Genomic DNA, 26023 nt, shown 5'->3' with positions numbered 1-26023 from the left:
GAGGGGTGAGGGGTGAGGGGTGAGGGGTGAGGGGTGAGAAAAAACGGGCCGCCTCACCCCTCACCCCTTACGCCTCACCTGTTACATAGTATGAGTCGGCCGGGTGGACTTGAGGTTGCCGCCCAGCAGGCCCTCGATCTTGTTGCGCGCGGCGATGCCGCTTTCGTTGTCGGAAAACTGCACGCCGATGCCCTGGGACTTGTTGCCCTGCGCTTCGGCCGGGGTAATCCACGCCACCTTGCCGGCCACCGGCAGCTTGTTGGGATCGTCCATCAGGGTCAGCAGCATAAAGACTTCGTCGCCCAGACGATAAGCCTTGGTGGTGGGAATGAAAATACCGCCGCCCTTGAGAAAAGGCATGTAGGCCGCGTACAGCGCGGGCTTTTCCTTGATGCTCAGTGACAGCACCCCGGGACGGGAAATGGGGGCTTTGCTATCGGCTTCAGCCATGTTCGGACTCAATCGGGTTCGTTAACTGCATATAGGATAACAATAATTGCTCGAGAAACAACTGCGTATTCAGGGGATGAAGCACAAATTTTTGTGCCGCCAGCAATTCCTTCTGGAATGCGAGGGCGGCATGTAGCTCGATGCGCGGCGCCAGCGCCCGGACTTCCGCGGCAAAATCCGGCTGGTAACGGATCAATCCGCAGAGGCGACAGCCAATCAGGTCATAGAGCCATTGCTGCAGCCACTTCAGGATATTGGCCAGCTCCGCTTTCTCGTTTTTCTCCGCCAGCGCGATGGGGTCAAGCGACTGGGGCCGGGCCAGCTGGGAGAGGAAATCCTGGCGCAGCTCCTTCACTTCGTCCCCGGACAGTTCCTGCGCCGCCAGCGGCGCATAGCCCGCCTGCGCCAGCAATGGCGCCGGGTCCGCCACGCCCTGCCGGCGCAGCCAGTCCATCGACTGCTCCAGCGAAGGCACGGGAAAGGCCAGCTTGAGGCAGCGGCTGCGCACCGTGGGCAGGAGGAATTGCGCCTGGTGCGTCACGAGCATGATCAGGGTCTGCGGCGGCGGCTCTTCCAGGGTTTTCAGCAAGGCATTGGCTGCATTGCTGTTCATGGCTTCCGCCGGATGAATCAGGATCACGCGCATGCCGTTGCGATGCGTGCTGAGACTGACCAGGCCGGCCAGTTCCCGGATCTGCTCGATCTTGATTTCATGGCTGGGTTTCTTGCCCTTGACTGGCTTGTCATCTTCGCTTTCGGTCAGCGCCTCGGGTTCCACGCTGCGGAAATCCGGGTGATTCCCTTGGGAAAACCAGCCGCAGGCGAGGCATTTTCCGCACCCCTCGCCGGAAGGTTGCGGCGTTTCGCACAGCAAACCCTGTGCCAGCGCGCGCGCAAATTCGAGCTTGCCCACCCCCTTGCGCCCCTGGAACAGCAGGGCATGGGGCAGATTCTGGCGCATTGAATTGAGCTGGCGCCAGATCTCCATTTGCCAGGGAAAAATCGCCACGGTTCTAAAGTCCCGCCAGCAGGGTTTCCAGTTCCGCGCGGATTTGCGGCACCGTCCGGGTCGAATCGATGACGCGGATGCGCGCCGGGAACTCTGCTGCGCGGGCAAGGTAGGCCTGCCGCACGCGCTGGAAGAAATCCTGTTTTTCCTGCTCGAAACGGTCCAGCGTGGCGCTGGCGGAGAGGCGCTGGCGCGCCACTTCGAGCGGCACGTCGAAAAGCAGGGTCAGATCTGGTTGCAGGTCCTGCTGCACCCAGTCTTCCAGGATGCGCAGGCGCGCTTCGTCAATGCCGCGCCCGCCGCCCTGGTAGGCGAAACTGGCATCGGTGAAACGGTCCGAAATCACCCACTTCCCTGCCTCCAGCGCCGGCACGATGACCTGCGCCAGATGCTCGCGCCGCGCGGCGAACATCAGCAGCGCCTCGGTTTCCAGATGCATGGCATGGTTGAGCAGCAGGCCGCGCAGGGTCTCGCCCAGCGGGGTGCCGCCCGGCTCGCGCGTCACCACCACTTCCTGCCCGCGCTGCGTCAGGGTGTCTGCCAGCCAGGCGAGATGGGTGCTCTTGCCGGCCCCGTCTATCCCTTCCAGGGTAATGAATTTGCCTTTGATTTTGCGCCCCTTATTTACGATTCAGCTGATAGCGTGCCACCGCCAGATTGTGCTCAGCCAGATTGCTGGAAAACTTGTGCGTGCCGTCGCCCTTGCCGACAAAATACAACGCCCTGGTGGCCGCCGGTTGCACCGCGGCCTGTAGCGCCCCCCAGCCCGGCATGGCAATCGGACCCGGCGGCAGGCCGTAGCGGGTATAGGTATTATACGGCGTGTCCGCCAGCAGGTCCGCGCGGCGCAGGTTGCCGTCGAAACTCTCGCCCAGGCCGTAGATCACGGTGGGATCGGTCTGCAGGCGCATATTGATGCGCAGGCGGTTGACGAACACCCCGGCGATCATCGGCCGCTCGCTCGCCTGCCCCGTTTCCTTCTCGACGATGGAAGCCATTATCAGGACTTCATAAGGCGTATGGTAGGGCAGCAGCGGGTCGCGTTCCGCCCACGCGGCTTCCAGGCGCTTCTGCATCGCCTGGTAGGCGCGCCGGAGAATATCCAGATCGCTCATGCCGCTGCTGAAATAGTAGGTATCGGGGAAAAACAGCCCTTCCGCCAGGGTTTCCCGGGCGCCGATCTGCTTCAGAATTTCCCGCTCGCTCAATGGTGCCGAGTCGTGACGGATCGCCTGGTGCTCGTCCAGCGCCTGCCGCATGCGTTTGAAACTCCAGCCTTCGATCAGGGCGATCTCGCTCTGGCTCACGTCACCCCGGGTAATCATGCGGGACAGCTGCAAGGGGGTGGGATTCTTTTCCAGATAATAATTGCCCGCCTTGAGCTCCCTCGCCTTGCCCAGCACGCGCACCAGCACGGTGAAGCTCCACGGCTCCTTCAGCACATTGGCGTCCACCAGCTGGCGTGCCACGCCGCGCAGGGTGCTGCCATGCTTGAGGGTGAAGCCGTAGGGCGTTTCCGGCAACTGCAGCGGCGTGGCGACAAAATAGATCGTCCACCCTGCGGTCAGCAGTAGCGCCAGCACCAGGAGCCGAAGCAATTTTTTAATCATCCCGCCCTTCCAGCAAGGCTCTCAGGCGGGCGCCGACAGCGCCGCCATTCCACACCCGTCCGTTGAATTCCCGCACCGGCCACAGGCCGATCACGCTGTTGCACAGCATCACCTCGTCCGCCGCCAGCAATTCATCCAGCGCAAGCGGAGCGACCCGGGTCTTCAGACCCAGCTCTGCCGCAAAGGCCAGAATACGCTCGCGCTGCACGCCCGCCACGCCGCAGCGGGAGAGATCCGGAGTATGCAGCACGCCATCGCGCAAGGCGAACAGATTGCTCATGGTGCCTTCGATCACGTTGCCCGCTTCGTCCAGCAGCAGCCCTTCCGCAATCGCCGCATCCGTCCATTCCATGCGCGCCAGCACGTTTTCCAGCCGGTTGAGGTGTTTGATTCCCGCCAGACGGGGCTGGGAAGCCAGGCGCAGGCTGCACAAGCAAACCTTCACCCCGCTGGTGTAATGACTCTCGGGATAATCCGGCAGGGCGCTGGCCGTCACGATACGGGTCGGCATGGCATCCGCCGCCACGGCATAGCCCCGGGTGCCCGGTCCGCGCGTGACGATGATCTTGGCCACGCAGTCCGCAGGCAGTTGCGCCAACTCGGCTGCCAGCAGCGCCGCATCGGGGCAACGCAAATTAAGCGCCGCGCAATCCGCCGCCAGTTTGGCATATTGCCGGGTCCAGCAATGGGTAACGCCCGCTGCCCTTTTCAGGGTGCGGAACACGCCGTCGCCGTAAAGCAGGCCACGGTCGTTGGTGGAAACGGCATGCGAGGGGATGCCATCGATCAGCGTCATGAAATCCATGCGGTCATGAAAAAGTGACATTCTACCCGCATGTGAATCAAACGCGTTTCAACTAAAAAATCTGTTAGGGATTGTTCTGTAGGAGCGGCGCCCTCGCCGCGATTTGCGGCCGGATTCGCGGCGAGGGCGCCGCTCCTGCACGAACACGCATCTGGGTTTATCTCTGTGTTCTCTGTGGCCTGAATTGAGGCTCCATAGGTGAAGGCATCAATCCGCTGACTGGCGCACCGGGATCCAGATCCTGAACGTCGTACCCTTGCCGGCTTCGCTTTCCACCTCGATCTTGCCGTGGTGTTTTTGGATGATGCCGTAGGAAAGCGACAGCCCCAGCCCGGTGCCCTTGCCCACCGGCTTGGTGGTGAAAAAGGGATCGAAGATGCGCGTCAGGTTCTCGGGTGAGATGCCCTTGCCGGTATCGGCAAACTCGACCCACACCATTTCGTCCTTCACCCCGGTGCGGATCGTGATGCGCCCGAACTCGCCCCCGCTGATGGCATGGGAAGCGTTGACCAGCATGTTCATGAACACCTGGTTGAGCTGCGAGGCGAGGCATTCCACCTGGGGAAGGTCGCCATACGCCCTGACCACCTCGGCGTTGTACTTGATTTCGTTGTTGACCACGTTGAGCGTGCTGTCGATGCCCTTGTGCAGGTCGACCCATTGCCACTCAGCCTGATCGACGTGGGAGAAGTCCTTGAGGTCCTGCACAATGCCTTTCACCCGCACGATGCCCTCGCCGGATTCCCGCAACAGGTCGCGGACGTCATCGCGGAGATATTCCCAATCCGTTTCCTGTTTCAGCGCGCGGATTTCCTCCAGCACGGGCTGGCCCGTCAGCAGGGATTCGGCGCGCTCGTAGGCATCCGCCACCCTGAACATTTTCTCCACATATTCCCCCAGGCTGCTCAGGTTGGAATTGACGTAGCCGATGGGGTTGTTGATCTCGTGCGCCACACCGGCGGCGAGCTGGCCGATGGACGCCATTTTTTCCGATTGCAGCAACTGGTTGTGGGCCTGCTCCAGCTTCCTGATCAGCGCGTTCTGCTCTTCCTTTTCGCGCTGTAGCGCATCTTCAGCCAATCTGATCGCGGTGATATCGCGGAAACTCAGCACCCGGCCCACATTATCCGTCCCCAGCGGCTGCGGCAGGGAATAGCGCTCGATGACTCTGCCATCGATGCATTCGAAAGTGTCATGGCACTCCGCCTCGGGGTGCAGGCAGAGGTAACCGAGTTTCTCCACGAACACCTCCGGCTCGCGAATCTGCCCCAGCATGTGCTGCATCAGGGAAGCATGGCTCCAGAAGGCGAGAACCTCGTCCGGTATCGCCCACATATCGGTGAAACGCTGGTTGAAACGCATGACCCTGGCTTCGCGGTCGAGCGCCAGAATGCCGTCCGCCGTCGATTCCAGGGTGGTGCCCAGCAGCGACAGGAGTTGTTCGAGCTGCGCCTCGGCACGCTGCCGCTCGGCCAGTTGCTCGCGCAATTCGGCATTGCGCCCGGTCAGCTCCTGCGACATCAGCTCCAGCGAGTGCTCGATCATGGCGCGGTCCGCATCCGCGCAGGCATAGGCATCGTCCACCGCGGCCAGGAACGAATCCCAGCCGGGCGGCAGCGCGGGGTTGTCGCCCAGCAGGCGCTTGATCTGGCGTTCGAGCAGACGGTGCATGGATCAGGGTCCGTTAATTTTCAGAAAAAGTGGTAATCGTCATGGTCTGGTTGTGCAGTTCGCAATGGGTGATCGCATCGTGCGGGCAGATCTCGCCATAGGAATAGAAGCCGGTCAGCGCCGTGCGCGCGCCCAGTACCTCGCGCACGCCTTCGACTTCTTCCTCGATGCGCTGCCTGAGCACCAGCTTGCGCCCCACGCAGCTGATCAGCACGGCCAGCTCGGGCGAAGTGCTGCCCAGCGTTGCATAACCCGCCTGCGCGGCCTCGCTCGCGCCATCGATCAGGCGGTCGAAATTGGCTTTCATCAGCCGGGCATGGGCGCCTTCCGGCAAGTCACCGGCAAAGGTCATGCTATTGTCCGCCTCGTTTACCGCCAGTACCGTGCGCACCACGCTGTACCCCCCGCCGTCCAGGCGCAGCGCGAGGGGGAAAAGCAACGCCGTCGAGGGCAGCCCGGCGGCATGTTCGCCCAGATAGGACTTGTACAGTGCCAGCGCCGACTGGCCGTCGAGTTCGTACAACACATTGCCGCTGGAACGGGTGATCAGGCGCTCCGGGCCAAAGGAGTCCCAGCCGCCGAGCGAACCATAGCCCACCCGGATGCGTTCGCCATAAAAACCCAGCGCGGCGATCCGGCCCGGCGCGGGCTCGCCGTCCGCCCACACCAGGGTATTCTGGAAACGGCTGCCATCCCCGGCCAGCCCGCCGGTTGCCGCAACACCCGCGGGCAAATGGTCGCGCAAGCCCTTCACCAGCTCACTGCCGTTGACCTGCAAGCCATCGGACAGAACCAGCACATGGCGCAGTCCCGCGCCATCGAGCGAATTGGCCAGCGTTTTCCCGGCGCCGTAGCTGCCGCTTTCATCCAGCACCGTCACCACCAGCTCCAGCCGCGTATCCTCGAACTGCACAGCCGTCACCGCCAGCGAATCATCCCTGACCCGCGTGCCGCAAATCTCGCCCGCCGTGGAGCAGCCGGTAATCAGCGCATGCGGGAAAGCGGCCCGGATTGCATCCAGCTGTTCCCTGCGCGCCAGGCAATCAGGCGCGCCGAACACCAGCACCCACTGTGCTGCCTCACCCACACGGCCCGCTCCCTCCTGCCGCCAGCCCTCGTTTTCCGTCCAGTAACGCTGCTCAATTTTCATCCTGATTACCCCGTCAGAATCGCCTTTGGAATATCCTGCAAGCCCATCACCCGGTCCACCCCGCCCAGCTTGATGGCTTCCTTGGGCATGCCGAATACCACGCAGGTCTCCTCGTCCTGGGCGATGGTCGGCGCGCCGGCATCGTGCATTTCCTTCAGGCCCCGGGCGCCGTCGTCGCCCATGCCGGTCATGATGATGCCGGTGGCGTTCTTGCCGGCGAATTTCGCCACCGAGCGGAACAATACATCGACCGAGGGGCGGTGGCGGTTGACTACCGGCCCGTCCACCACCTCGACGTGATAATAGGCGCCGTTGCGCTTCAGCAGCATGTGCTTGCCGCCGGGCGCGATCAGGGCGCGGCCGGGGATCACGCGGTCGTTATGCTGCGCCTCGCGTACTTCCAGCTGGGAGAGCTCGTTGAGGCGCGCGGCAAAGGAGGCGGTGAATTTCTCCGGCATATGCTGCACGATGACGATGCCGGGGCAGACGCGCGGCAGCGCGGTGAGTATCGCCTCCAGCGCCTGGGTGCCGCCGGTGGAAGTGCCGATGGCAACGATGCGTTCGGTGGTCTGCGCCATGGCATGGCTGCCGGGCGCGGCCAGGATGGCGTCGGCATTGAGCTTGGGCGCCGCCTTGAGCGCCACGATTGGCGCCGTTGTCCGGATATGCCGGACGTTGGCCTGCGCCGCCGCGCGCACCGCCGTCACCAGTTCGTGGGACGAGTCTTCGAGGAAACGCTTGAGGCCGATCTGCGGCTTGGTGATGATCTCCACCGCCCCGGCTTCGAGCGCCTGCATGGTGGTCGCCGCGCCTTTCTCTGCCAGGGTGGAGCAGATCACCACCGGCGTGGGATGCTCGGCCATGATTTTTTTCAGGAAGGTAATGCCGTCCATGCGCGGCATTTCGATGTCGAGCACGATCACGTCGGGCCACTGTTTGTTCATGCGCTCGATGGCGAAGATCGGGTCGGAAGCCGCGCCGATCACTTCGACATCCGGCTCGCGTTCGAGAATGGCCTGCACCACCTGGCGCACCACGGCGGAATCGTCCACGATCAACACCTTGATTTTTTTCATGCCGCGTTCACCACCTGTTTTTTCTCGTGGCGCACCCATACGCTGCCATCGTTCAGATTGAAAATAATGCGGCGATGCCCGTTGCCGCCCACGTCCTCGGCGCATAGCTCAAAGCCGTCGGCATGCAGCGCCGCACGCGCCAGCGTGATGTTGCGCCCGGCAACTTCGGGGGTTTTGCCTCCCTTCATGGCATGGAACATGTTGCCGCCGCCAAAAATCTTGGCCTGGTATTCGCCCGGCCGCGTATTGAAGCGTGCAATCTCCTTCAGAAACAGTTGCATCGCCTCGTCGCCGTAACGCCCGTTCAGCGGCTCGCCTTCCCGCCGGCTACGCTTTGGCAGCATGAAATGACACATGCCGCCAAAACGAAATACCGGGTGCCACAGCGTGATCGCCACGCATGAACCCAACAGGGTATGGAGGCGCACATTCCCGTCGCCAAAATAAAAATCTCCCGGATTGAGGTGAATTTCGGCGGGGGCAAGCTCTTTTAGCCTGGCGTTCGTCATGGCTTGCGGTAAATCGCCGGGGCGATGGCCTGGAGCGTATCCACCACGCCGTTCAGGCTTTCCGAATGGCCGACCAGGAAATGGCCTCCCGCCCTGAGCAGCGGCAGCATGCGCTGCACCACCTGGCGCTTGGTTTCCATGTCGAAATAGATCATCACGTTGCGCAGAAAAATCAGGTCGAATTCGCCCAGTGACGGCAGTGGCTTGCTCAGATTGAGCTGCGTGAAAGTCACCCGGCTGCGCAAGGTTTTCTCCACCAGCAGGGTGCCTGCCTGCGAACCGACACCCTTCAGGCAGTAACGCGACAGATGCTCGTGTGAAATACCGCTGGTCCGCTCCAGCGGATAATGCCCCTTGCGCGCCTTTTCCAGCACCCGCGTGCTGATGTCGGAAGCCACCACTTCCCACTGGCCGTCGCCCAGCAGATCGGCCAGAACCATGGCGATGCTGTAAGGCTCCTCGCCGCTGGAGCAGGCCGCGCTCCACACCCGGAAAAGCTTGCCCGGCTTATGGGCGGCAGCAACCTGCTGGCGCAAAAAATCGAAATGCTTGGTTTCGCGGAAAAAATAGGTTTCATTGGTGGTAAGCAGATCCACCGCCATCTGCAGTTCATCCTGGTGATGCCGGTCGGTCAGCAGCTTGAAATATTCGCCATAACTGTGCAGATGGTGCTGGGCCAGGCGTTTTCCCAGGCGCCCGCACACCAGCGCCTTCTTGGCCGGGGACAAACTGATTCCGGCAAGCTGGTGAATCAGCCGCTGAAACTGGCTGAACTCCTGGTCGGAAATCGGAACTGCTTCCATTATTCTTCTCCAAAATTCGCCTTGCTGTCATTGCGAGCGTAGCGAAGCAATCTAATTTTTGTCGTTGCATTCAGCAAATCAAGATTGCTTCGCTACGCTCGCAATGACAAGGTTGGGCACGCTGTGTTTTGCCCTACATGCCTATTTCAAACCCACGTCCAGGTCGCTCAGCCAGTTGATGAAACGCTTCACGTCCTGCCCCTGATAGATGGCGCCATGTTGCGGGCACAGCATGTCGATCTCCATGCTGTCCACGCGGCGGCACCATTTCTGCTTGGCCTCGTTCGAGCCCATCCAGCGGCGGTGGAACCCTTCCGCATGGCGGATATGCTTGCTGAAATTCTCGACCAACAGGCCATCCTCGCCGGGCGGCAGCAGGGCCGCGCCCACGTCGCCGCTGAAGAGGATTCTGGCCTTCGGATCGTAGAGATGAAAATTGCCCGAGGAATGCAGGTAATGGGCCGGAAGCGCTTCCAGGCTCAGTCCGTTCAGCGTCAGGGCCATCCCCTCGTCGGGAAGCTGGACGAAGGTGCTGGCGTTGCCGCCGAAATGCGGGATGAAACCTGCCCACAGCCAGCTCAGGTAACACTTCAGCTCCGGATTGAAATCCAGCCACAGGCCGAGCGAGGAAATCACATCCGGGTCCTGGTGCGAGGCGAAGATGTGGCGGATATTCTGCGGGTCGAATTCGGTGCTAATAGCCGAAAACACCGCTGAAAAGACTTCCATCCCGCCCGGGTCGGTCAGAATCGCCTGATTGCCGTTGATCACCAGGTATTCGTTGGTGTCGACCAGGAAATCCGGCTTTTGCGGGTCGCGCGAAATCGCCGCCCACTTGTGGCCACCATCTTCGTAGATATAAGTGAATTTTTTCATTTTTTCCTCAACACATCTCGCTTCTGAGCGCCTTGATGATGGTCAGAATGCTTTCCACCGTCTGCTCGATCTGGTTCGACACCTGCTTGAGCGATGCCGTCATGTCCCCGCCATAAACCGCCTCGATCTTGGCGCTGCGCGACAGCGCGCCGCCCATTTCGCACAATTGCAGCGCCCGGTTGAGCAGCATGGAGAGCCGCTTCCAGTCCCGCTTCACCATTTCTCCGCCAGCTGCCAGCTCCGCCCCCTTGCGCGCCACGACCGGCGTCAGCAGGCGCTTTGCGCTGTCACCGCCGAGCATGGCCAGGGCGAAATGGCGTTGCACCCGCGCCTGTTTCAGCCGCTGGGCAACGCCCTTGAGCAATTCGAAAATCGGCGCTTCGAGATCGGTCATGAAATGCTCCAGCTTGCCGCTGAAAACGCGCAATTCAGACGACACCACGCCGAAGCCGCGCGATTTTTCCCCCGAGCGCTTGGCGGTCAGCATGGCGTTCAGGGCCACCAGGTTCACTTCGGAGGAAATCCGCACCACTTTCTTGATTTCCTCGTTGATCCTGACCACGCGGTGCAGATCAGCCGCCGCCTCGCTCACGATATCCTTCATGTCCTGCTCCTGTTAAACCCAGATAACCCATTTGGGCGTAGGTCGGGCTTCAGCCCGAAATGTCGGGTTAAAACCCGACCTACAACTCATTGATTTTCCGATTTCCCCCGCCTTCGCGCCGGGGGCGGCGCTCCTACGCTTCTCCTGCGCCACCGATCTGGCTCAGCATGGTCATTTCGTCAATCGACAGGACGTGGTTCACGTTCAGGATAATCACGAACTTGCCATTGATTTTCCCCATGCCCTGGATGAAATCGGTACGGATCACCGCGCCGAAGGAAGGCGCCGGCTCGACCTCCTGGGCGGGGATCTCGAGCACCTCGTTGACCGTATCCACCACCACCCCGATATCCTGAAGCTCGCCCTCGGACTCGATTTCGATGATCACGATGCAGGTGCGGCGGGTGATTTCCGTGCTTTCCCTGCCGAAGCGGGCCGACAGGCCGATCACCGGCACCACGCTGCCGCGCAGGTTGATCACCCCGCGGATGAATTCCGGCATCATCGGCACCGTGGTGAGATGGCCGTACTCGATGATTTCCTTGATATTGAGAATCGGGATGGCGAACATTTCCCCGCCCAGCATGAAGGTCAGGTACTGGTTCTGGTCCTGCTCCACGGCGGAAACCGCGACCTGCTGATCCGCTTGCATCAGTGCGCCCATAATCCCGCCCCTAGCGAATTTTAAGGAACTGTAGGTCGGGCTTTCTCGCCGGAACGAGATGCGAAGCATCCATTCCCGGCGGGGATACCCTTAACGGGCACAGCCCGAAATGTCGGGCTGAAGCCCGACCTACGACAATGACGATTGCACTCATGACGCTCTCCTAGAATTTGACGAACTCGAGTTCATCGAGAGACACGGCAGCAGGCGTTGCTGCCTGACCTTCCCAATGCGCCGGAGCCCGGGCCTCGCCTGTTTTTGCGGTTTTCCTTATGGGTGCTTTTCTTTCCGGCACCGCAGCGCCGCCCGCCAGCTTGAAAAACGCCATCAGCTCCTGCAACTGTTCCGCCTGGCCGCTCATTTCCTCCGCCGTCGCCGCCAGTTCCTCGGAAGCCGAGGCGTTCTGCTGGGTAATCTGGTTCATCTGGTTCATGGCCGTGTTGATCTGCCCGACCCCGGCGGACTGCTCCTCCGAAGCCGCGGTGATTTCCTGCACCAGGTCGGAAGTTTTGTTGATCGAGGGCACCATTTCGTCCAGCAATTTTCCGGCCGTTTCCGCCTGCATCACGCTGTCGCCCGCCAGCTCGCCGATTTCCTGCGCCGCCACCTGGCTGCGCTCGGCCAGCTTGCGCACTTCCGCCGCCACCACCGCGAAACCCTTGCCATGCTCACCGGCCCGTGCGGCCTCGATGGCCGCGTTCAGGGCCAGCAGGTTGGTCTGGTAGGCGATGTCGTCGATGATGCCGATCTTCCCGGCGATCTGCTTCATCGCGCCCACCGTTTCCTTCACCGCCACGCCGCCCTCGCTGGCTTCCTTGGCCGCCTTGGCGGCCATGCCGTCGGTCACCTTGGCATTCTCGGTGTTCTGGCTGATGGAGGCGCTCATCTGCTCGATCGAGGCGCTGGTCTGTTCCACGCTGGCCGCCTGTTCGCTGGTCGCCTGGGAAAGCGACTGCGCCGTGGCGCTGATCTGCTCGGAGGCGCCGGTGAGCGAATCCGCCGCGCTGCGCACCTCGTCGATGGTGCTGGAGAGTTTTTTCACCGTATCGTTGGTGGCGTCCTTGAGCTGCTTGAAGCTGCCGTAATACTCGCGGTCTATGGTCTGGGTCAGGTCGCCCTGGGACACCAGCTCGATCACCCGGATGCTTTCATTGATGACATCCTCGGACACCTCGGTCAGGTTGTTGATGCCCTCGCCCAGCGACTTCATGAAGCCTTCCTTGCCTTCCATGACGATGCGCTGCGAAAGATCGCCGGACACCGCCGCATCCACGATGCGCTTCACTTCTTCCTCCACCTTCACTTCCTCGGTCGCATCGATCCACTCCACCGAAGCGCCCAGGCGTTGCCCCGCCGCATTGAAAACGGGGTTGGCGGCAAGGCGGAAAGTGCGCCCGCCGATATTGATGGTCGCCTTGTAGGTGGTGGTGAAGGTTTTCAGCAACTGGCGCTGGTGCGCCGGATTCTTGTGGAACACGTCGATATTGGCGCCCTGCAGCTTGTCGGCGCTGAAATCCGGCAGGTCTTTCCTGATGTCGGACTCGGCGTTTTTCAGCATGTCCTGCACCGCCTTGTTGATGTAAATGATGTTGAGGTCGTTGTCTGCGATCATGATGCCGGTGGAAGCATTGTCGAGCGCGTTGGTGATGCGCAGGGATTCGTCGGCACGCCGCTTCGCATCGTTTACCTCGAAGCCCATCTTGATCTGCATGGATCGCAGGGCGTTCAGGACCTTGCCGATTTCATCCTCATTCTTTACTTCGATGCGGTTGCTGTAATTGCCCTGGGAGATCTGCTCGAAAAAGCCGATCGTCGCGGCCAGCGGCCGGGTAACGGCGCGGATCACCAGGAACGCGATGAAAGCGGCCAGCAGCGCGGCGATGGCGATAGCCGCGATGATCTGGTTGCGCTGCGCAGTGTAGTTGGCTTGCGCCCGTTCATAGTCATGCTTGCCGGACTCAAGATACAGTTTCTTCATGGCCTCGATGTCTTCACCGACCGGCTGGTACAGCGGGCGGACGTTTTCCACCGCCAGCCTGTTGGCTTCCTTGATATTGTTGGCGCGCAGGGCGGCAATGGCGGGTTTCAGGCCTTCCTTGACGAATTTGGCCCTGTCCTCGGCAAATTTATCGGCCAGTTTTTTCTCATCAGGGGCAAGCTGGGTATCGGAGTACGCTTTCCATATGGCACTGATTTCCCCGATATTTTTTTCGATCACCTCGGTATTCTTCCTGATCTCATCCGGCGTGGGCGTCACCAGGGAAACCGCGATACGCAGGCGGTTCTGCAGCAGCATGCGCTGGATTTCGGTGATCTGCCCCAGTGGAACGGTGCGGCCCTGATAGATGCTCAGCATGCTGTCGTTGGCCCGGCTGATGCCGAACATGCCATAGCTGCCGACCGCAATCATGCCCAGGCTGAGGAAAGCGGCCAGGAAGATCAGCCGCGCCTTGACGGAAATATTTTTAAAAACATTCAACTTATCGAGGAAGCCGGAGCGTACCGCTTTCCCCTCCCTGATCTGCAGCTTGCCGGCACGGCCTTCGCGGAACAGCCGGTAGGCGGCATCCGCCGCCTCGACCTGCGCGCGGCTGGGTTTGCTGCGCACCGACATGTAACCCGCCACCTGGCCATTTTCGAGAATCGGCGTGGCGTTGGCCTCGACCCAGTAATAGTCGCCGTTCTTGCAGCGGTTCTTGACCATGCCGGTCCAGGGCTTGCCGGCCTTGAGCGTCGTCCACAGGTCGGCAAAGGCTTCCGGCGGCATGTCGGGGTGGCGGATATAGTTGTGCGGCTGGCCGATCGACTCCTGCTCGCTGTAACCGCTCATCTCGCAAAAATAAGGGTTCACATAGGTAATGATGCCCTTGAGATCGGTTTTGGAGACGATGGTCTCGCCGTCCCTGAATTCGCGTTCCACGCTGGTTACCGGCATGTTGGTTCTCATTGGTCTTTCCCCTTGTTATTAACCTGGACCGTAGGTCGGGTTTTAACCCGACATTTCGGGCTGAAGCCCGACCTACTATTTCCCCGATATCACGCCGAAGCCGGGATGCGTTTTTGCCCGCCTTGCGCGCTGCCCGCCACTTCCTGCACCAGCGCCGGCACATCCAGGATCAGCGCCACTTCGCCGCTGCCCAGGATGGTCGATCCGCTGATGCCGCGCAGATGGCTGAAAATTTTCCCCAGCGGCTTGATCACGGTCTGGAACTCGCCCAGCAACTCGTCCACCACCAGTCCTGCCTTTTGCCCGCCGTACTGCACCACCACGATATTTTCGTAGCGCCCCGCCTTGCCCTGTATCTCGAACAGTTGCCGCAGCCGCAGGAAGGGCAGCACCGTGCCGCGCAGGTTGATGTAATTGCTCTCGCGCGTTTCGCGCCGCTCCGCCTCGGACAGTTCGATGCATTCCGTCACCAGATCGAGCGGCACCACGAACGAAGAGCCGCCCACACCCATGAGGAAGCCGTCAATGATCGCCAGGGTCAGCGGCAGACGGATGCGGATGGTGGTGCCAACGCCCTGCGCGCTGTCGATCTCGATCAGGCCGCGCAGCGCCTCGATGTTGCGCCGCACCACGTCCATGCCAACGCCGCGCCCGGAAATGCTGGTCACCGCCTCGGCAGTGGAAAATCCGGCCTCGAAGATCAGGCCGTACACTTCCTGGTCGGTGAGGTTCTGGTTCGCGCTCACCAGGCCGCGCTCGATGCCCTTGGCCAGCAGCTTGTCGCGGTTCAGCCCGCCGCCGTCGTCGCCGACCTCGATCACGATGCTGCCCGATTCATGATAGGCATTGAGCCGCACTGTGCCCTTGGCCGGCTTGCCGCGCTGCTGGCGCAGCTGGGCGGACTCGATGCCATGATCCATGCTGTTGCGCACCAGGTGCATGAGCGGATCGCCGATTTTTTCCACCACCGACTTGTCCAGCTCGGTTTCGCCGCCGCTGATCACCAAGCCGATGTCCTTGCCCAGGTCCTTGCTCACGTCGCGCACCACGCGATGGAAGCGGTTGAAGGTCTCGCCGATCTGCACCATGCGCAGTTGCAGCGCGCCATCGCGGATTTCCTCCACCAGCCGCGACATGGTGGAAGTTGCCTCGTGCAGCTGCATGTCGCGCGAGCGCTGCGCCAGCAGGCCCGCCGATGCGCTGGCGATGACCAGTTCGCCCACCAGGTTGATGAGTTCGTCGAGCTTGTCGGCGTGGACGCGGATGTAACGGCTTTCCTGCGCCTTGTTGTCGCGCGCCTGCTTCTGCTTGTTCAGCGCGGCATCCACCAGTTCCGGCTGCACCCGGCCTTGCTCGATCAGTATTTCTCCAAGCGCAGGAACGGTTTCCGGCTGGCCTTCGCTTTCCGCTGAGGTAGCCAGCAGGCTTTGCAGGAACAGGCATTCATCCATCTCCTTCTGGGTGAGCGCCCCGCTTTTCACCAGCAGGTCACCGAGCCGGATCTTGTCCTCGGGCAGTTCGTTGATAAGCTGAATATATTCCTCGACGCGGCTGTGCGGCGGCAGAATACGCAGACTGCAGTCGTCGCGCACGAATTCGAATACGCCCTCGATGGCGGCCTTGTCGGCATCGCTCCTGAAATCCAGCTCGAAGCCGAGGTAGCTGCATTCCGGGTCCATTTCGTCCGCCGCGGGCATGGCATCGGGCAGCGTGACCACGCTGACGATTTCACCCAGGGTGGCGAGATAGCGGATAAAGGACAGCGGGTCCATGCCGTTCTTCAGCACGTCCTGGCCAAAGCGCAGCGAAATGTGCCAGGTATCGCTCCCCACCAGGCCGCCACCGCTGGAATGCACTTCTGCATGGGGCTGCGGCGCCACGCTCTTCCGCGCCACGGGCGCGCTTTCCGGCGCGACACTGAGGTAGGCGCGCAGTTTTCCAAGAAGATTTTCGCCATTGGCAAGTGCCGCCGCATCGGGCTCTCCCCCCTGCGCCGCCACCTGTTCCACCAGGTCGCCGATATGATCTCCGGAAGAAAGCAGCAGCGCGATCAGGTCGCTGTCGACCGCGATCTCGCCATTGCGCACCTTGTCGAGCACGTTCTCGGCCACATGGGTAAAGGCGACAATCGGATCCAGCCCGAACAGCCCGGCCGAACCCTTGATGGTATGCGCAGCGCGGAAAACGGCGCCAATCGCCTCCTTGTCATCCGGTTCGGATTCCAGGTTGAGCAGCGCCTCCTCCATTGCCTGCAACAGCTCGCGGGCTTCAACGAGGAAGGTTTGCAGCGCTTGGTCCATGTTCATGCAATTTTCCTTTCCCACGCAAATGTAGGAGGCCCGCCCCGGGCCGATATCGCGGCGAGGGCGCCGCTCCTACAAGTGAAATAGCTCATTGCGGCATCACCACCGGGTCGCCGAAATAGCCCGCCATGTTGAACAAATCCATCACTTCCAGCGTGGCCGGGCTGTGTTCAACCAGGCGCAACGGGTGGCCCAGCCGCGCCGCCTCGCGCTTGGCCAGCACCAGCAGCTGGAAACCGGCCGTGTCCATTTCGCTCACGCCGGCCAGGCTGACTTCCATCTCGGCGCAGTCATGCAAACACTGCATCAGCCCCTGCTTGAGTTCCAGCGCCTGATAGATGGTCATCTCGCCTTCCACCTTGACGCGGTAAACGCCGTTTTCGACTTGATGTGAAATCACGATACCTCCTTGTTGGTGAACGGTGAGCAGTGAGCGGAAAACTCCTCACCCCTCACCCCTCACTCCTCACCCCTCACCGCTTTCACGGCATGATCAGCTTCGATACCGCCGCCAGCATCTGCGCCGGCTGGAACGGCTTTACCATCCACGCCTTGGCGCCCGCCGCCTGGCCATTGGCCTTCTTGTCCTCGCCCGCCTCGGTGGTGAGCATGATGATCGGGGTGAACTTGTAACTGGGTTGCAGCTTGACGTTCTTGACGAAGGTGAAGCCGTCCATGTTGGGCATGTTGACGTCGCTGATGATGAGGTGAATCTTCTGGCCGTTGAGCTTGGTCAGGCCATCCTTGCCATCGCACGCCTCGATCACCTCGTATCCCGCGCCGCGCAGCGCGATGCTGACCACCTGCCGCAGCGAGGCGGAGTCATCGACGATTAAGATTGTCTTGGCCATGTTGTTCTCCTGCTAGAAAAAGGTGATTTCCGCTGCTTCCGCCGCTGCATTGCTCTTGCCGCCCTGATGGATGGAGCGCTGCTCGCTGGTGGTATAGGTTTTTTCCATCTCCGTCAGCCAGCTCGCAATGTTCATCGGCTGCGCCCGGCCATGCCCGTCACGGTCCTGCTGGTAACGGCCCAGTTCCTGATGGAGTTCATCGAGATTGGAACGCACGTGCACCAGAATCTGGCTCACGCGGTCCTGAAACTGGAGCGCCACCAGCGTATTGGCGATTTCCGTGTGAATACCGGCGCTTTCCGCGCGCAGCACCTCGGCGGACTGGGCGAGTTGCGAGACCAGGCTGTTGAAGCGCGACAACACTTCCTCGATGGACCGCTCCGACGAGCTCACCGCTTCCTGGTCGTGCGCGGCGGAGCTTTCCGCCGCGCTGGAAACGGACTGGATCGCGGCATTGATGATTTCGACCTTGTCCGCCATGCGCTGGCCGGTTTCGGACGACAGGCTGGAGAGCTTGCGCACCTCGTCAGCCACCACCGCGAAGCCGCGCCCGGCCTCGCCCGCACGGGCTGCCTCGATAGCCGCGTTGAGCGCCAGCAGATTGGTCTGGGCGGCGATCGCCGCGACCCCGGCGGCCATGCTTTTCAGTTCCTCGTTGTAGCCGGTCAGGCCGCGCACCGCGGTGAGCATCTCGCTGCGGCTGACCAGGGCGGATTTGAGATACTTGACCACCGTCGCCAGTTCGCGCTCACTGTGGTGCAGCACCTCGACCGCCCCGCCGCCTTCCTCGTCGGCCGCCGAACGCGAAGCCGACACCGCCGCTTCCAGATTACTCACGATGCCGGAAAAACGCCCGACAAGATTCGTGATCGCTTCCTCGGACTGGCTGCGCGCGGTTTCCACCTGTTTTGCCAGGATCGGCAGCACCCCGGCACACACTTGTTCAAGTCCTTCCACCTGCTGGCGGGCAGCGTCTTCCTGCTGCGCCTGCTCCACCGCAAGGCAGGAGGTGTCCACATGGGCCGCAACGGCCGCGCGGGCCCGGCTGCTGCTCCACCAGCCCAGCCCGCCGCCCAGCCCCAGCAAGACCGCCACGCCTGCCATAGCGGTTGCGCTCATGGCGCCACCACCCAGCAGCGCCGCAGCGCCCGCCGCGCCGGTCAGCAGCGGCGCTGCCCAGATCATTCCCAACCCTTCAATTTCTCTGTTATCCATGAGCTTCTTTCAGGCTGCAATGCCAAAGTTGGGGGAATCATCAAGACATGCCAGGTCGCGCAAGACTTCACGCACCCTGGGAAACTCGGTGGCCTTGTCGAAGAAATAATCCGTACCGGCGACGATGCAGCGCTCCCGGTACATGGTCGAAGCGCAATCGCACAGCATGATGACCTTGGTGGCGGGAAAGTGATGTTTGATGAATTGCAGCACCCCGAGCCCTGAGCCGTTGGCCAGCTGAACGTCGAGGATCACCACCTGCGGCGTCAGTCTCACCGCAGCCTGCTCAAGATAACCCTCAAGGGCACAGGTGGCATCGCCAGCCAGGCCGGCCAGCCGGACGCCATCAAGTTCGGCGATCGCCTCGCACAAGGCTTCGCGCACACTGTCCGATCCATCTGCAATAAACACGCTGATCATTCTGCCCTCCACCATTCATGAAGAATTTTTCAGGACTTTTGTGACGGGTTAATGATGCGGCGAAACAAAGAGGGAGAATATCGGGCGAACGCGGATAATCGGGTAGGAGACAGAAGCGGGGCTTGTAGGACAAACACCTACAAGCGGGAGGCGGAGCGATGCTATCGGCCCGGGGGCGGGCCTCCTACACCAGCTGATGATTAATGACGTAGTGGGTCAGTTCGGCGTTGTTTTTCAGGCGCATCTTGCCCAGGATGCGGCTGCGGTAGGTGCTGATGGTCTTGACCGAGAGATTCATTTCCTCGGCGATGCCGGACACGGTTTTGCCCGAGGCGAGCTGGATCAGGATCTGGTATTCCCGGTCGGAGAGGCTGGCATGCAGGGAGGCATTGTTGCCGCCGCCGACCTCCTCGGCAAGCATCTCGGCCACGCTGGGGCTGATGTATTTCTTGCCCGAGGCGACCCTGAGAATGGCCTCCACCAGCACCTGCGGCGCGCTTTCCTTGGTCATGTAGCCCGCCGCGCCGGCGCGGATCAGGCGCACCGCGTACTGCTCCTCGGGATACATGCTGAGGATCAGTACCGGCAGCCCGGGTATTTCGTCCCGGATCATTTTCAGGGCATCGATGCCGCTCTTGCCGGGCATGGAGATATCCAGCAGGGCCACGTCGACGGCGCCGTTCAGCGCGCGCGCCTTCTGCACCGCATCCATGCCGTTTTCCGCCTCTGCCACCACCGTCATGCAGCCCGAATCGGCCAGAATCTGCTTCAGCCCATGGCGCACAATGGCGTGGTCGTCGGCGATCAGCACCCGGATCATGCTGAAAACCTTGTTTTGAAACCACGGAGTAAAGCTATGGATTGCCTTTCTCCGTGCCCTCCGTGTGCTCCGTGGTTAACTGCTTTTTCCAGGATCATGCTTTTTCCTCCGCCGCTATGGGGAGCGGAATGCGCACGCTGATCGCGACCCCTTCGCCCAGCGCGCTGCCGATTTCCACCGCCCCGCCCAGGGAGCGCGCCCGTTCCACCATGCCGCGAAGACCGTGAGACGTGGGTTGCATGATTGCGCCTTCCGGGATGCCGATACCGTTGTCGAAAACTTCGAGGGCGATCTTGTCCTGCTCGCGCCACATGTCGACCAGCACCTGGCTGGCCTTGGAGTAGCGCGCCACATTGGTGAGCGCTTCCTGGAAAATGCGGAACAGGGCGATGCGCAGCTCTTCCGGCAACGCGATTTCCTCCCCATGCATCGACACCTTGCACTGGATGTTGTAGCGCTTGGAAAATTCGGAGGCCTGCCACTGCATCGCCGCCAGCAGGCCGAGATCGTCCAGCACCGTCGGGCGCAGCTCGGTCACGATGCGGCGCATGGCATGGACCGATGCATCCACCACGTCGGACATGGCAAGCACCCTCTCCCGCACGGCTTCCAGCTCCAGCGGCAGCTTGCGCTCAAGCCAGTAAATATCCATTTTCAGCGCCGTGAGGTTGCCGCCCAGTTCGTCATGGATTTCCCGCGCAATGCCGGCTTTCTCCTCTTCGCGCACGGTCTGGAGATGGCTGGAGAGTTCGCGCAGGTATTCGCGCGAATCGCGGATTTCCTGCTCGATCTGCTTGCGCTCGGTGATGTCCTGCAGCATGCCGAACATGCGCACGCCCCTGCCCCCGGCATCGAATTCGACCTCGCCCTCGCTGTGGACGATCATCTCCTGCCCCGTGCCGGTGACAATGCGGAAATCCACGCTGTAGAGCATTTCTCCGGCCAGCGCCGCCACCACGGACTTATCCACCAGTTCGCGATCATCGGGATGCACGTACTCCATGAACAGGTCGAATGTCACCTCGACAGCGGGATCTATCTCAAAAATGCGGTAGATTTCATCCGAGCAGAGAATGCGGCCGCTCGCAACATCCCATTCCCAGCTGCCGAGCCGCGCCAGTTGCTGCGCCTTGGCCAGGCGCACCTGGCTGTCCTGCACTGCGGCCTCGAAGTGCTTGCGTTCGGTGATATCCCGGTCTATCCCCTGATAGCCCCGGAACTTGCCATGCTCATCGATAATGGGCGTGGCGCTGGTTTCCAGCACGACGGGCGTTCCGTCGCGGCGCAGATTGATGTTTTCCAGCAGATGAATGGGTTTGCGCGCGGCGATGATGGCGGAAACATGCGCGCCCAGCCTCTCCGCCTCCTCCGGCTGCATCAGGTCGAACGGCGTTTTGCCCAGCACTTCGCCGGGTTCATAGCCCAGTATCTCGCGCACCCTGGGGCTGGCATAGGTATAGACCCCATCCTCGTTTATTTCCCAGACCCAGTCGTGCATGGATTCCACCAGCGAGCGGTATTTTTTCTCGCTGGCGCGCATGGCGCATTCGGCCGCCTTGCGCTCCGTGATGTCGAGCGCATAGCCGGCCACGCCGATTTCCTGGCCGGCCCCATCGCGGAGCAGGGTCAGGGAAAAATGCGCGGCAAAGATTTCCCCCGATTTTTTTTGCAGCGGAATTTCCACTGTCCCGCTGCCTGAGCGCAACAGCGCAAGGAAAACCTTGACCTGGAAATCCCCCTCGGCGCCCCGCTGCGCGATGAAGCGCACCGGCTGCCCGAGGGCCTCGTGCGCGGAATAGCCGAACAATTTCGCGGCCCCCCGGTTCCAGCTCACCAGCGTGCCGTCGAGATCGGTCGAAAATATCGCGTCGTGGGTCTGGTCGATGATTTGCGCCTGCTGCACCAGCACGTTCTCGGCCAGTTTGCGCGCCGTGATATCGACCCGCACCGAAATGAACTTGAGCGGCTTGCCATCGCTGCCGAGCACGGGCGTGATGGTGGTCAGCAACCAGAACATGCTCCCGCTTTTGCTGCGGTTGCAAATCTCGCCCTGCCAGGGCTCGCCGCGCCGCAGGGTGGCCCACAGGTCATCGAAGAAGGTGCGCGGATGGTAGCCGGAATTGAGGAAACGATGATCGCGCCCGATCACATCCTCGCGGCGGTAACCGCTGATTTCACAGAATTTGTCGTTGACGTAGCTGATGACGCCGCTGATATCCGACTCGACCACGATCACCGCGTTGTCGACCGCGCGCCGCTGTTCCGAGAGCGACAGCAGCAGATCGCCAGCGGCAACGTGATCTCCCCGGCTACCCGCAGGAGCGGCGCCCCCGCCGCGAATCGCGGCGGGGGCGCCGCTCCTGCAATGATGTTCTGGTTCTAGTGGATGATCCGGGTTCATCTGGATGGGTCCGAAGACGCTTGGCTAATGCCATTAACCTTAACCGAAGCCCACAATCCCGGGCAAGCGCTTTTCATCCCGGTACCTTGGGAAGGTCGAATCAAGTGTGCGGGGTCATTGCGAGCGAAGCGAAGCAATCTTGTTTTTCAAAGAGTTGCGAGATTGCTTCGTCACTTCGTTCCTCGCAATGACCACTTGTTCAGAGATTCCCTTACATGATTAAATGCTCCATTCTTTTTGTTGCAGGTCAAACATGCCGACCGAAACGCTCCTGATTGCCGACGACGACCGCGTGATCCTGTTCTCCCTCGCGGAAGGGTTGCGCACGGCGGGTTACACCGTCATCGAGGCCGGCAGCGGCGAGCGCGCCATCGAGCTGTGCGGCGACATCACGCCCGACCTGGCCATTCTCGACATGCGCATGCGCGGCCTGTCCGGCCTCGACGTGGCGAAGTGGCTCAAGGAAAACACGGGCACGCCATTCATCTTCCTTTCCGCCTACGACGACCGGGAGACGGTGGACAACGCAGCGGCAGCCGGGGCGCTGGGCTATCTGGTCAAACCCGTTGATGTTCCCCAGATCCTGCCCGCCATTCGCGCCGCCCTTACGCGCGGTGCGGAGATCCGCCATCTCAGGGAAATGGAAAAAAGTCTGACTTATGCCCTCAACAGCAATCGCGACATCAGCGTGGCCATGGGCATCCTGATGGAACGCCACGGCATTGGCCAGCAGGATGCCTTCGAAAAACTGCGCTCCGCCGCGCGCGGCCAGCGGCGCAAGACCGCCGAGATCGCCGGGGACATCATCAGCGGAAAGATGCTTGACTAAACCCCCCGGCACGAACGGCAATCGCGAGGCGCAGCTCGAACTGGAACGGCAAGTCGCCGCGCGCACCGCCGAGCTCACCGCCAGCAACGAGGCCCTGCGGCAACTGCGCGAGGAAGACCGGAAAAACCAGGCCGCCCTGCAACGCTTCCGTACCGCGCTGGACCATTCCGCCGATGCCATCTTCCTGATCGATCGCGCCAGCCTGAGCTTCATCGACGCCAATCAGACCGCCTGCGACCGCCTCGGCTACAGCCGCGAGGAGCTGCTGCAAATGGGGCCGCACGACATCGCGCCCTATTTCAACAAGGAGATGGTCGCCGCGCGCCTCGACGAAATCATCGCCAGCCCCGACCGTTCCGGCATCATCGACTCCTTTCACAAGCGCCGCGATGGCTCGCTGTACCCTGTGGAAGTACGCCTGCGCGCCATCGAATCGGAAGGCCGCACCCTCATCGTGGCAAACGGTCGCGACATGACCGTGCAGCGCCAGAACGAGGAAGCGCTGCGCCAGAGCGAGGAGCAATTCCGCCAGATCACGGAAAACCTGCAACCCATGCTGTGGATCGGCGAAGTGGCGAGCGAGCGTTTTCTCTACGTCAGCCCGGCGTTCGAAAGCATCTGGGGGCGCGCCCGCGCCCTGGTGTACAAAAGGCCGCGCATGCTGCTGGCCGGCATTCACCCCGGCGACCGCGAGCGGATGACGGCGGCGATGCAGCGCATGTGGCGCGACGAACACGCCATGGACGAGGAATATCGCCTGTTGCGCCAGGATGGCGGGATGCGCTGGCTGTGGACGCGAACTTTCCCGATCCGCGACGAAAAAGGCGGCGTCTACCGCATCGGCGCGGTGACGGAGGACATCACCACGCGCCGGGAGCAGGAAGAAAAACTGCGCTTCAGCGAGGAAAAGTACCGCCAGCTGTTTGAACGCGCCCCGATTGGCCTGGGGCTGGTTGGTCAGGACCGCCTCATCTCCGAGGCCAATCCGGCACTGTGCAAAATGCTGGGCTACAGCAGGGACGAACTCCTGACCAGAACCAATGCCGATATCACCTACCCGGAAGACCTGGACAGCAGCGTTGAAAACGTGAAGCAACTATTGAGCGGCGCCATTTCCCATTATGTTGCGGAAAAACGCTATGTCAGGAAGGACGGCAGCCTGGTATGGGGAAAGCTTCACGCCGCGGTCATCCTTGGCCGCAACAGGCAACCCCTGTTCGGCCTGGGGATGGTCGAAAATATCGACCAGGCCAAGCGCGCCGAGGAATTCCGCCAGGCGCAAGATGCCGCCCAGAAAAAAGCCCTGGTGCGCGAAGTGCATCACCGCATCAAGAACCATCTTCAGGGCGTGGTGGGCCTGTTGCGCCGGCAACGCCACGAAGGCAGCCCATGCAATGCCATCCTTGAGGAAACCATTGCCCAGATCAACACCGTCGCGATGGTCCACGGCCTGCAAGGCAAGGCGGCGGGCGAGGAAATCGGCCTGGTGGAAATGGTCGCCGCCATCAGCCACGCAGTCGACGAACTGATTTCTTCCGGCCATGCCACCCATATTGGCAATGCACTGGATTTCCCGCCCGTCATCAGCCGCGACGAATCCGTGCCGCTCGCCCTGGCACTCAACGAACTCCTGGTGAACGCCAGAAAATTCAGCACCGGCCCGGTGGACATCGCACTCTCGGGAGAGCGAAACAAGGTCGTCATCCGCATCACCAATCCGGCCCGCGAACTGCCGCAACCCATCCGCGCCTCCGGCCTGGAACTGGTCAAGGCGCTGTTGCAAGCCGATGGCGCGGCATTTGCCCTTGAACACGACGCCGAGCGCTTCAGTGCCGAAGTGTGCCTGACACCGCCCGTCCTGAAGCGCAGTTGAGCACGAGGAATAAGGCGCATGGATTTTCAATAGCCCCTCTCCCCCAGCCCCTCCCCCGCGAGGGGGGAGGGGAGTGAAAACCTGACCGGCACATAAAGCCCCTCTCCCCTTGCGGGATAACCAGCGACTTGCTGCCGTTTTTTGGCAGCTTAGTCGATTGGTTAGTAGTTACATCAGAGGGGTTGGGGAGAGGGGTTAAGGAGAGGAAACAATGGAACAGCGGCAATTCGCAAAAACCCTGCGGCACCAAATGACCGAGGCAGAAACCCTGCTGTGGCGGCATTTGCGCGCACACCGGCTGGCGGGCGAAAAATTCAGACGGCAGCAACCGATTGGCCCCTATGTGGTGGATTTTGTCCATTTTGGCGCCCGCCTGGTAATCGAGGCCGATGGCGGGCAACACAATGGGGCCCCGGCGGATGCGACACGCGATGCGTGGCTGAAGTCACAGGGCTTCAGCTTGCTGCGCTTCTGGAATAACGAGATTTTGCACAATGCCGAGGGTGTTCTTGAGGTAGTTATGGCCGAGTTGAAGAAAGTTCCCCCCTCTCCCCCAGCCCCTCCCCCTCGAGGGGGGAGGGGAGTGAAAACCTGACCGGCACATAAAGCCCCTCTCCCCTTGCGGGAGAGGGGTTGGGGAGAGGGGTTGGGGAGAGGGGTTGGGGAGAGGGGTTGGGGAGAGGGGCCAAAAACCCCGCCCATTTTCTCATGCGGCTATTTGCCGCAGCGAAAAATGGTATATATTGACACAAAACCCAGCCACCCCATCCCCGTGGCTATTCACTGTGACCACCCAGCCCCCGTGGTTCCAGCGCATAATTTCAGGACAGCCGTAATGATTCTTGCCACGAGCCATTTCACCCTGGCCAGCGACATGGCCGATGAAGTACGGACAGCTTTCATGCAGCGCCCGCACCAGGTGGACCAGGTGCCGGGCTTCATCCGCATGGAGGTGGTCAGCCCGCTCGACCAGCCGCGCGAATTCTGGCTGCTGACCTGGTGGCGGACCGCCGCCGACTTTGAAACCTGGCACCGCAGCCATGCTTTCCACGACTCCCATGCCGGCATCCCCAAGGGGCTGAAACTGGTGCCGAAAAGCACGGCCATCCGCCTGTTCGAACTCGTGGCCGAATGAGC

Annotated in this window: 25 protein-coding genes; 4 read left to right on the top strand and 21 right to left on the bottom strand. The window is 61.6% G+C overall.

The genetic code is table 11. From position 1 onward, the window contains the following. Positions 1-81 precede the first annotated feature (81 nt). From WC392_10375 to WC392_10275, 21 genes are all read right to left on the bottom strand, one after another. Positions 82-450, bottom strand: a complete 369-nt coding sequence (locus WC392_10375) for a PilZ domain-containing protein (protein ID MFA5242763.1) — start codon at positions 448-450, stop codon at positions 82-84. After that, positions 443-1438: a DNA polymerase III subunit delta' gene (gene holB, locus WC392_10370; protein MFA5242762.1), complete on the bottom strand. Its 996-nt coding sequence runs from the start codon at positions 1436-1438 to the stop codon at positions 443-445. Before holB ends, WC392_10375 begins: the two co-directional genes overlap by 8 nt. A 25-nt stretch (positions 1439-1463) precedes the next feature. Then, the gene (tmk, locus tag WC392_10365; protein ID MFA5242761.1) at positions 1464-2069 is read right to left on the bottom strand and encodes a dTMP kinase; all 606 of its coding nucleotides are present in this window, start codon (positions 2067-2069) and stop codon (positions 1464-1466) included. Between the two features lie 10 nt (positions 2070-2079). Next, entirely contained in the window at positions 2080-3069 is a 990-nt protein-coding gene (gene mltG / locus WC392_10360; GenBank protein ID MFA5242760.1) for an endolytic transglycosylase MltG, read from the bottom strand. Then, positions 3062-3895 carry an aminodeoxychorismate lyase gene (gene pabC, locus WC392_10355; GenBank protein ID MFA5242759.1) on the bottom strand — a complete coding sequence of 278 codons (834 nt, stop codon included), beginning with the start codon at positions 3893-3895 and terminating at the stop codon, positions 3062-3064. Before pabC ends, mltG begins: the two co-directional genes overlap by 8 nt. Positions 3896-4081: 186 nt before the next feature. Further along, the gene (locus WC392_10350; GenBank protein MFA5242758.1) at positions 4082-5545 is read right to left on the bottom strand and encodes an ATP-binding protein; all 1464 of its coding nucleotides are present in this window, start codon (positions 5543-5545) and stop codon (positions 4082-4084) included. Positions 5546-5558: 13 nt separating this feature from the next. Beyond that, entirely contained in the window at positions 5559-6695 is a 1137-nt protein-coding gene (locus WC392_10345) for an FIST N-terminal domain-containing protein (protein MFA5242757.1), read from the bottom strand. A gap of 5 nt (positions 6696-6700) precedes the next feature. Then, positions 6701-7771, bottom strand: a complete 1071-nt coding sequence (locus WC392_10340; GenBank protein ID MFA5242756.1) for a chemotaxis response regulator protein-glutamate methylesterase — start codon at positions 7769-7771, stop codon at positions 6701-6703. Continuing rightward, positions 7768-8280, bottom strand: a complete 513-nt coding sequence (locus WC392_10335; protein MFA5242755.1) for a chemotaxis protein CheD — start codon at positions 8278-8280, stop codon at positions 7768-7770. Before WC392_10335 ends, WC392_10340 begins: the two co-directional genes overlap by 4 nt. Beyond that, positions 8277-9083, bottom strand: a complete 807-nt coding sequence (locus tag WC392_10330; protein ID MFA5242754.1) for a protein-glutamate O-methyltransferase CheR — start codon at positions 9081-9083, stop codon at positions 8277-8279. Before WC392_10330 ends, WC392_10335 begins: the two co-directional genes overlap by 4 nt. A gap of 141 nt (positions 9084-9224) precedes the next feature. Further along, positions 9225-9959, bottom strand: coding sequence for an MBL fold metallo-hydrolase (locus WC392_10325; protein ID MFA5242753.1), 735 nt, complete (start codon positions 9957-9959; stop codon positions 9225-9227). Between the two features lie 7 nt (positions 9960-9966). After that, positions 9967-10563: a methyl-accepting chemotaxis protein gene (locus WC392_10320; GenBank protein MFA5242752.1), complete on the bottom strand. Its 597-nt coding sequence runs from the start codon at positions 10561-10563 to the stop codon at positions 9967-9969. Positions 10564-10696: 133 nt separating this feature from the next. Beyond that, a complete protein-coding gene (locus WC392_10315) occupies positions 10697-11215 on the bottom strand; it encodes a chemotaxis protein CheW (GenBank protein MFA5242751.1) in 519 nt (172 codons plus the stop codon). 175 nt (positions 11216-11390) lie between these two features. Next, positions 11391-14174, bottom strand: coding sequence for a methyl-accepting chemotaxis protein (locus WC392_10310; protein MFA5242750.1), 2784 nt, complete (start codon positions 14172-14174; stop codon positions 11391-11393). Between the two features lie 89 nt (positions 14175-14263). Continuing rightward, the gene (locus tag WC392_10305) at positions 14264-16480 is read right to left on the bottom strand and encodes a chemotaxis protein CheA (GenBank protein ID MFA5242749.1); all 2217 of its coding nucleotides are present in this window, start codon (positions 16478-16480) and stop codon (positions 14264-14266) included. Between the two features lie 85 nt (positions 16481-16565). Continuing rightward, the gene (locus tag WC392_10300) at positions 16566-16877 is read right to left on the bottom strand and encodes an STAS domain-containing protein (GenBank protein ID MFA5242748.1); all 312 of its coding nucleotides are present in this window, start codon (positions 16875-16877) and stop codon (positions 16566-16568) included. 82 nt (positions 16878-16959) lie between these two features. Next, on the bottom strand, positions 16960-17328 hold the full coding sequence (locus tag WC392_10295) for a response regulator (protein MFA5242747.1): 369 nt from the start codon (positions 17326-17328) through the stop codon (positions 16960-16962). 12 nt (positions 17329-17340) lie between these two features. Next, positions 17341-18543, bottom strand: a complete 1203-nt coding sequence (locus tag WC392_10290; GenBank protein ID MFA5242746.1) for a methyl-accepting chemotaxis protein — start codon at positions 18541-18543, stop codon at positions 17341-17343. A gap of 9 nt (positions 18544-18552) precedes the next feature. Beyond that, entirely contained in the window at positions 18553-18963 is a 411-nt protein-coding gene (locus WC392_10285; protein MFA5242745.1) for a response regulator, read from the bottom strand. Between the two features lie 184 nt (positions 18964-19147). Further along, a complete protein-coding gene (locus WC392_10280; GenBank protein ID MFA5242744.1) occupies positions 19148-19783 on the bottom strand; it encodes a response regulator transcription factor in 636 nt (211 codons plus the stop codon). A 94-nt stretch (positions 19784-19877) separates the two neighbouring features. Continuing rightward, on the bottom strand, positions 19878-22184 hold the full coding sequence (locus WC392_10275) for a PAS domain S-box protein (GenBank protein MFA5242743.1): 2307 nt from the start codon (positions 22182-22184) through the stop codon (positions 19878-19880). Positions 22185-22437: 253 nt separating this feature from the next. On the opposite strand from WC392_10275, the gene WC392_10270 reads away from it, so the two are divergent. From WC392_10270 to WC392_10255, 4 genes are all read left to right on the top strand, one after another. Beyond that, positions 22438-23013 (top strand): response regulator, encoded by a 576-nt coding sequence (locus WC392_10270; GenBank protein ID MFA5242742.1) that lies wholly within the window; start codon positions 22438-22440, stop codon positions 23011-23013. Next, entirely contained in the window at positions 23006-24886 is a 1881-nt protein-coding gene (locus WC392_10265; protein ID MFA5242741.1) for a PAS domain S-box protein, read from the top strand. Before WC392_10270 ends, WC392_10265 begins: the two co-directional genes overlap by 8 nt. 211 nt (positions 24887-25097) lie before the next feature. Then, positions 25098-25481, top strand: coding sequence for an endonuclease domain-containing protein (locus WC392_10260; GenBank protein MFA5242740.1), 384 nt, complete (start codon positions 25098-25100; stop codon positions 25479-25481). Positions 25482-25721: 240 nt separating this feature from the next. Further along, a complete protein-coding gene (locus tag WC392_10255) occupies positions 25722-26021 on the top strand; it encodes an antibiotic biosynthesis monooxygenase family protein (GenBank protein ID MFA5242739.1) in 300 nt (99 codons plus the stop codon). The last annotated feature ends 2 nt before the right edge of the window (positions 26022-26023 follow it).

The sequence above is a fragment of the Sulfuricella sp. genome (assembly GCA_041651995.1).
Taxonomy (GTDB): domain Bacteria; phylum Pseudomonadota; class Gammaproteobacteria; order Burkholderiales; family Sulfuricellaceae; genus Sulfurimicrobium.
This window is presented reverse-complemented; position numbering and strand designations above follow the sequence as displayed.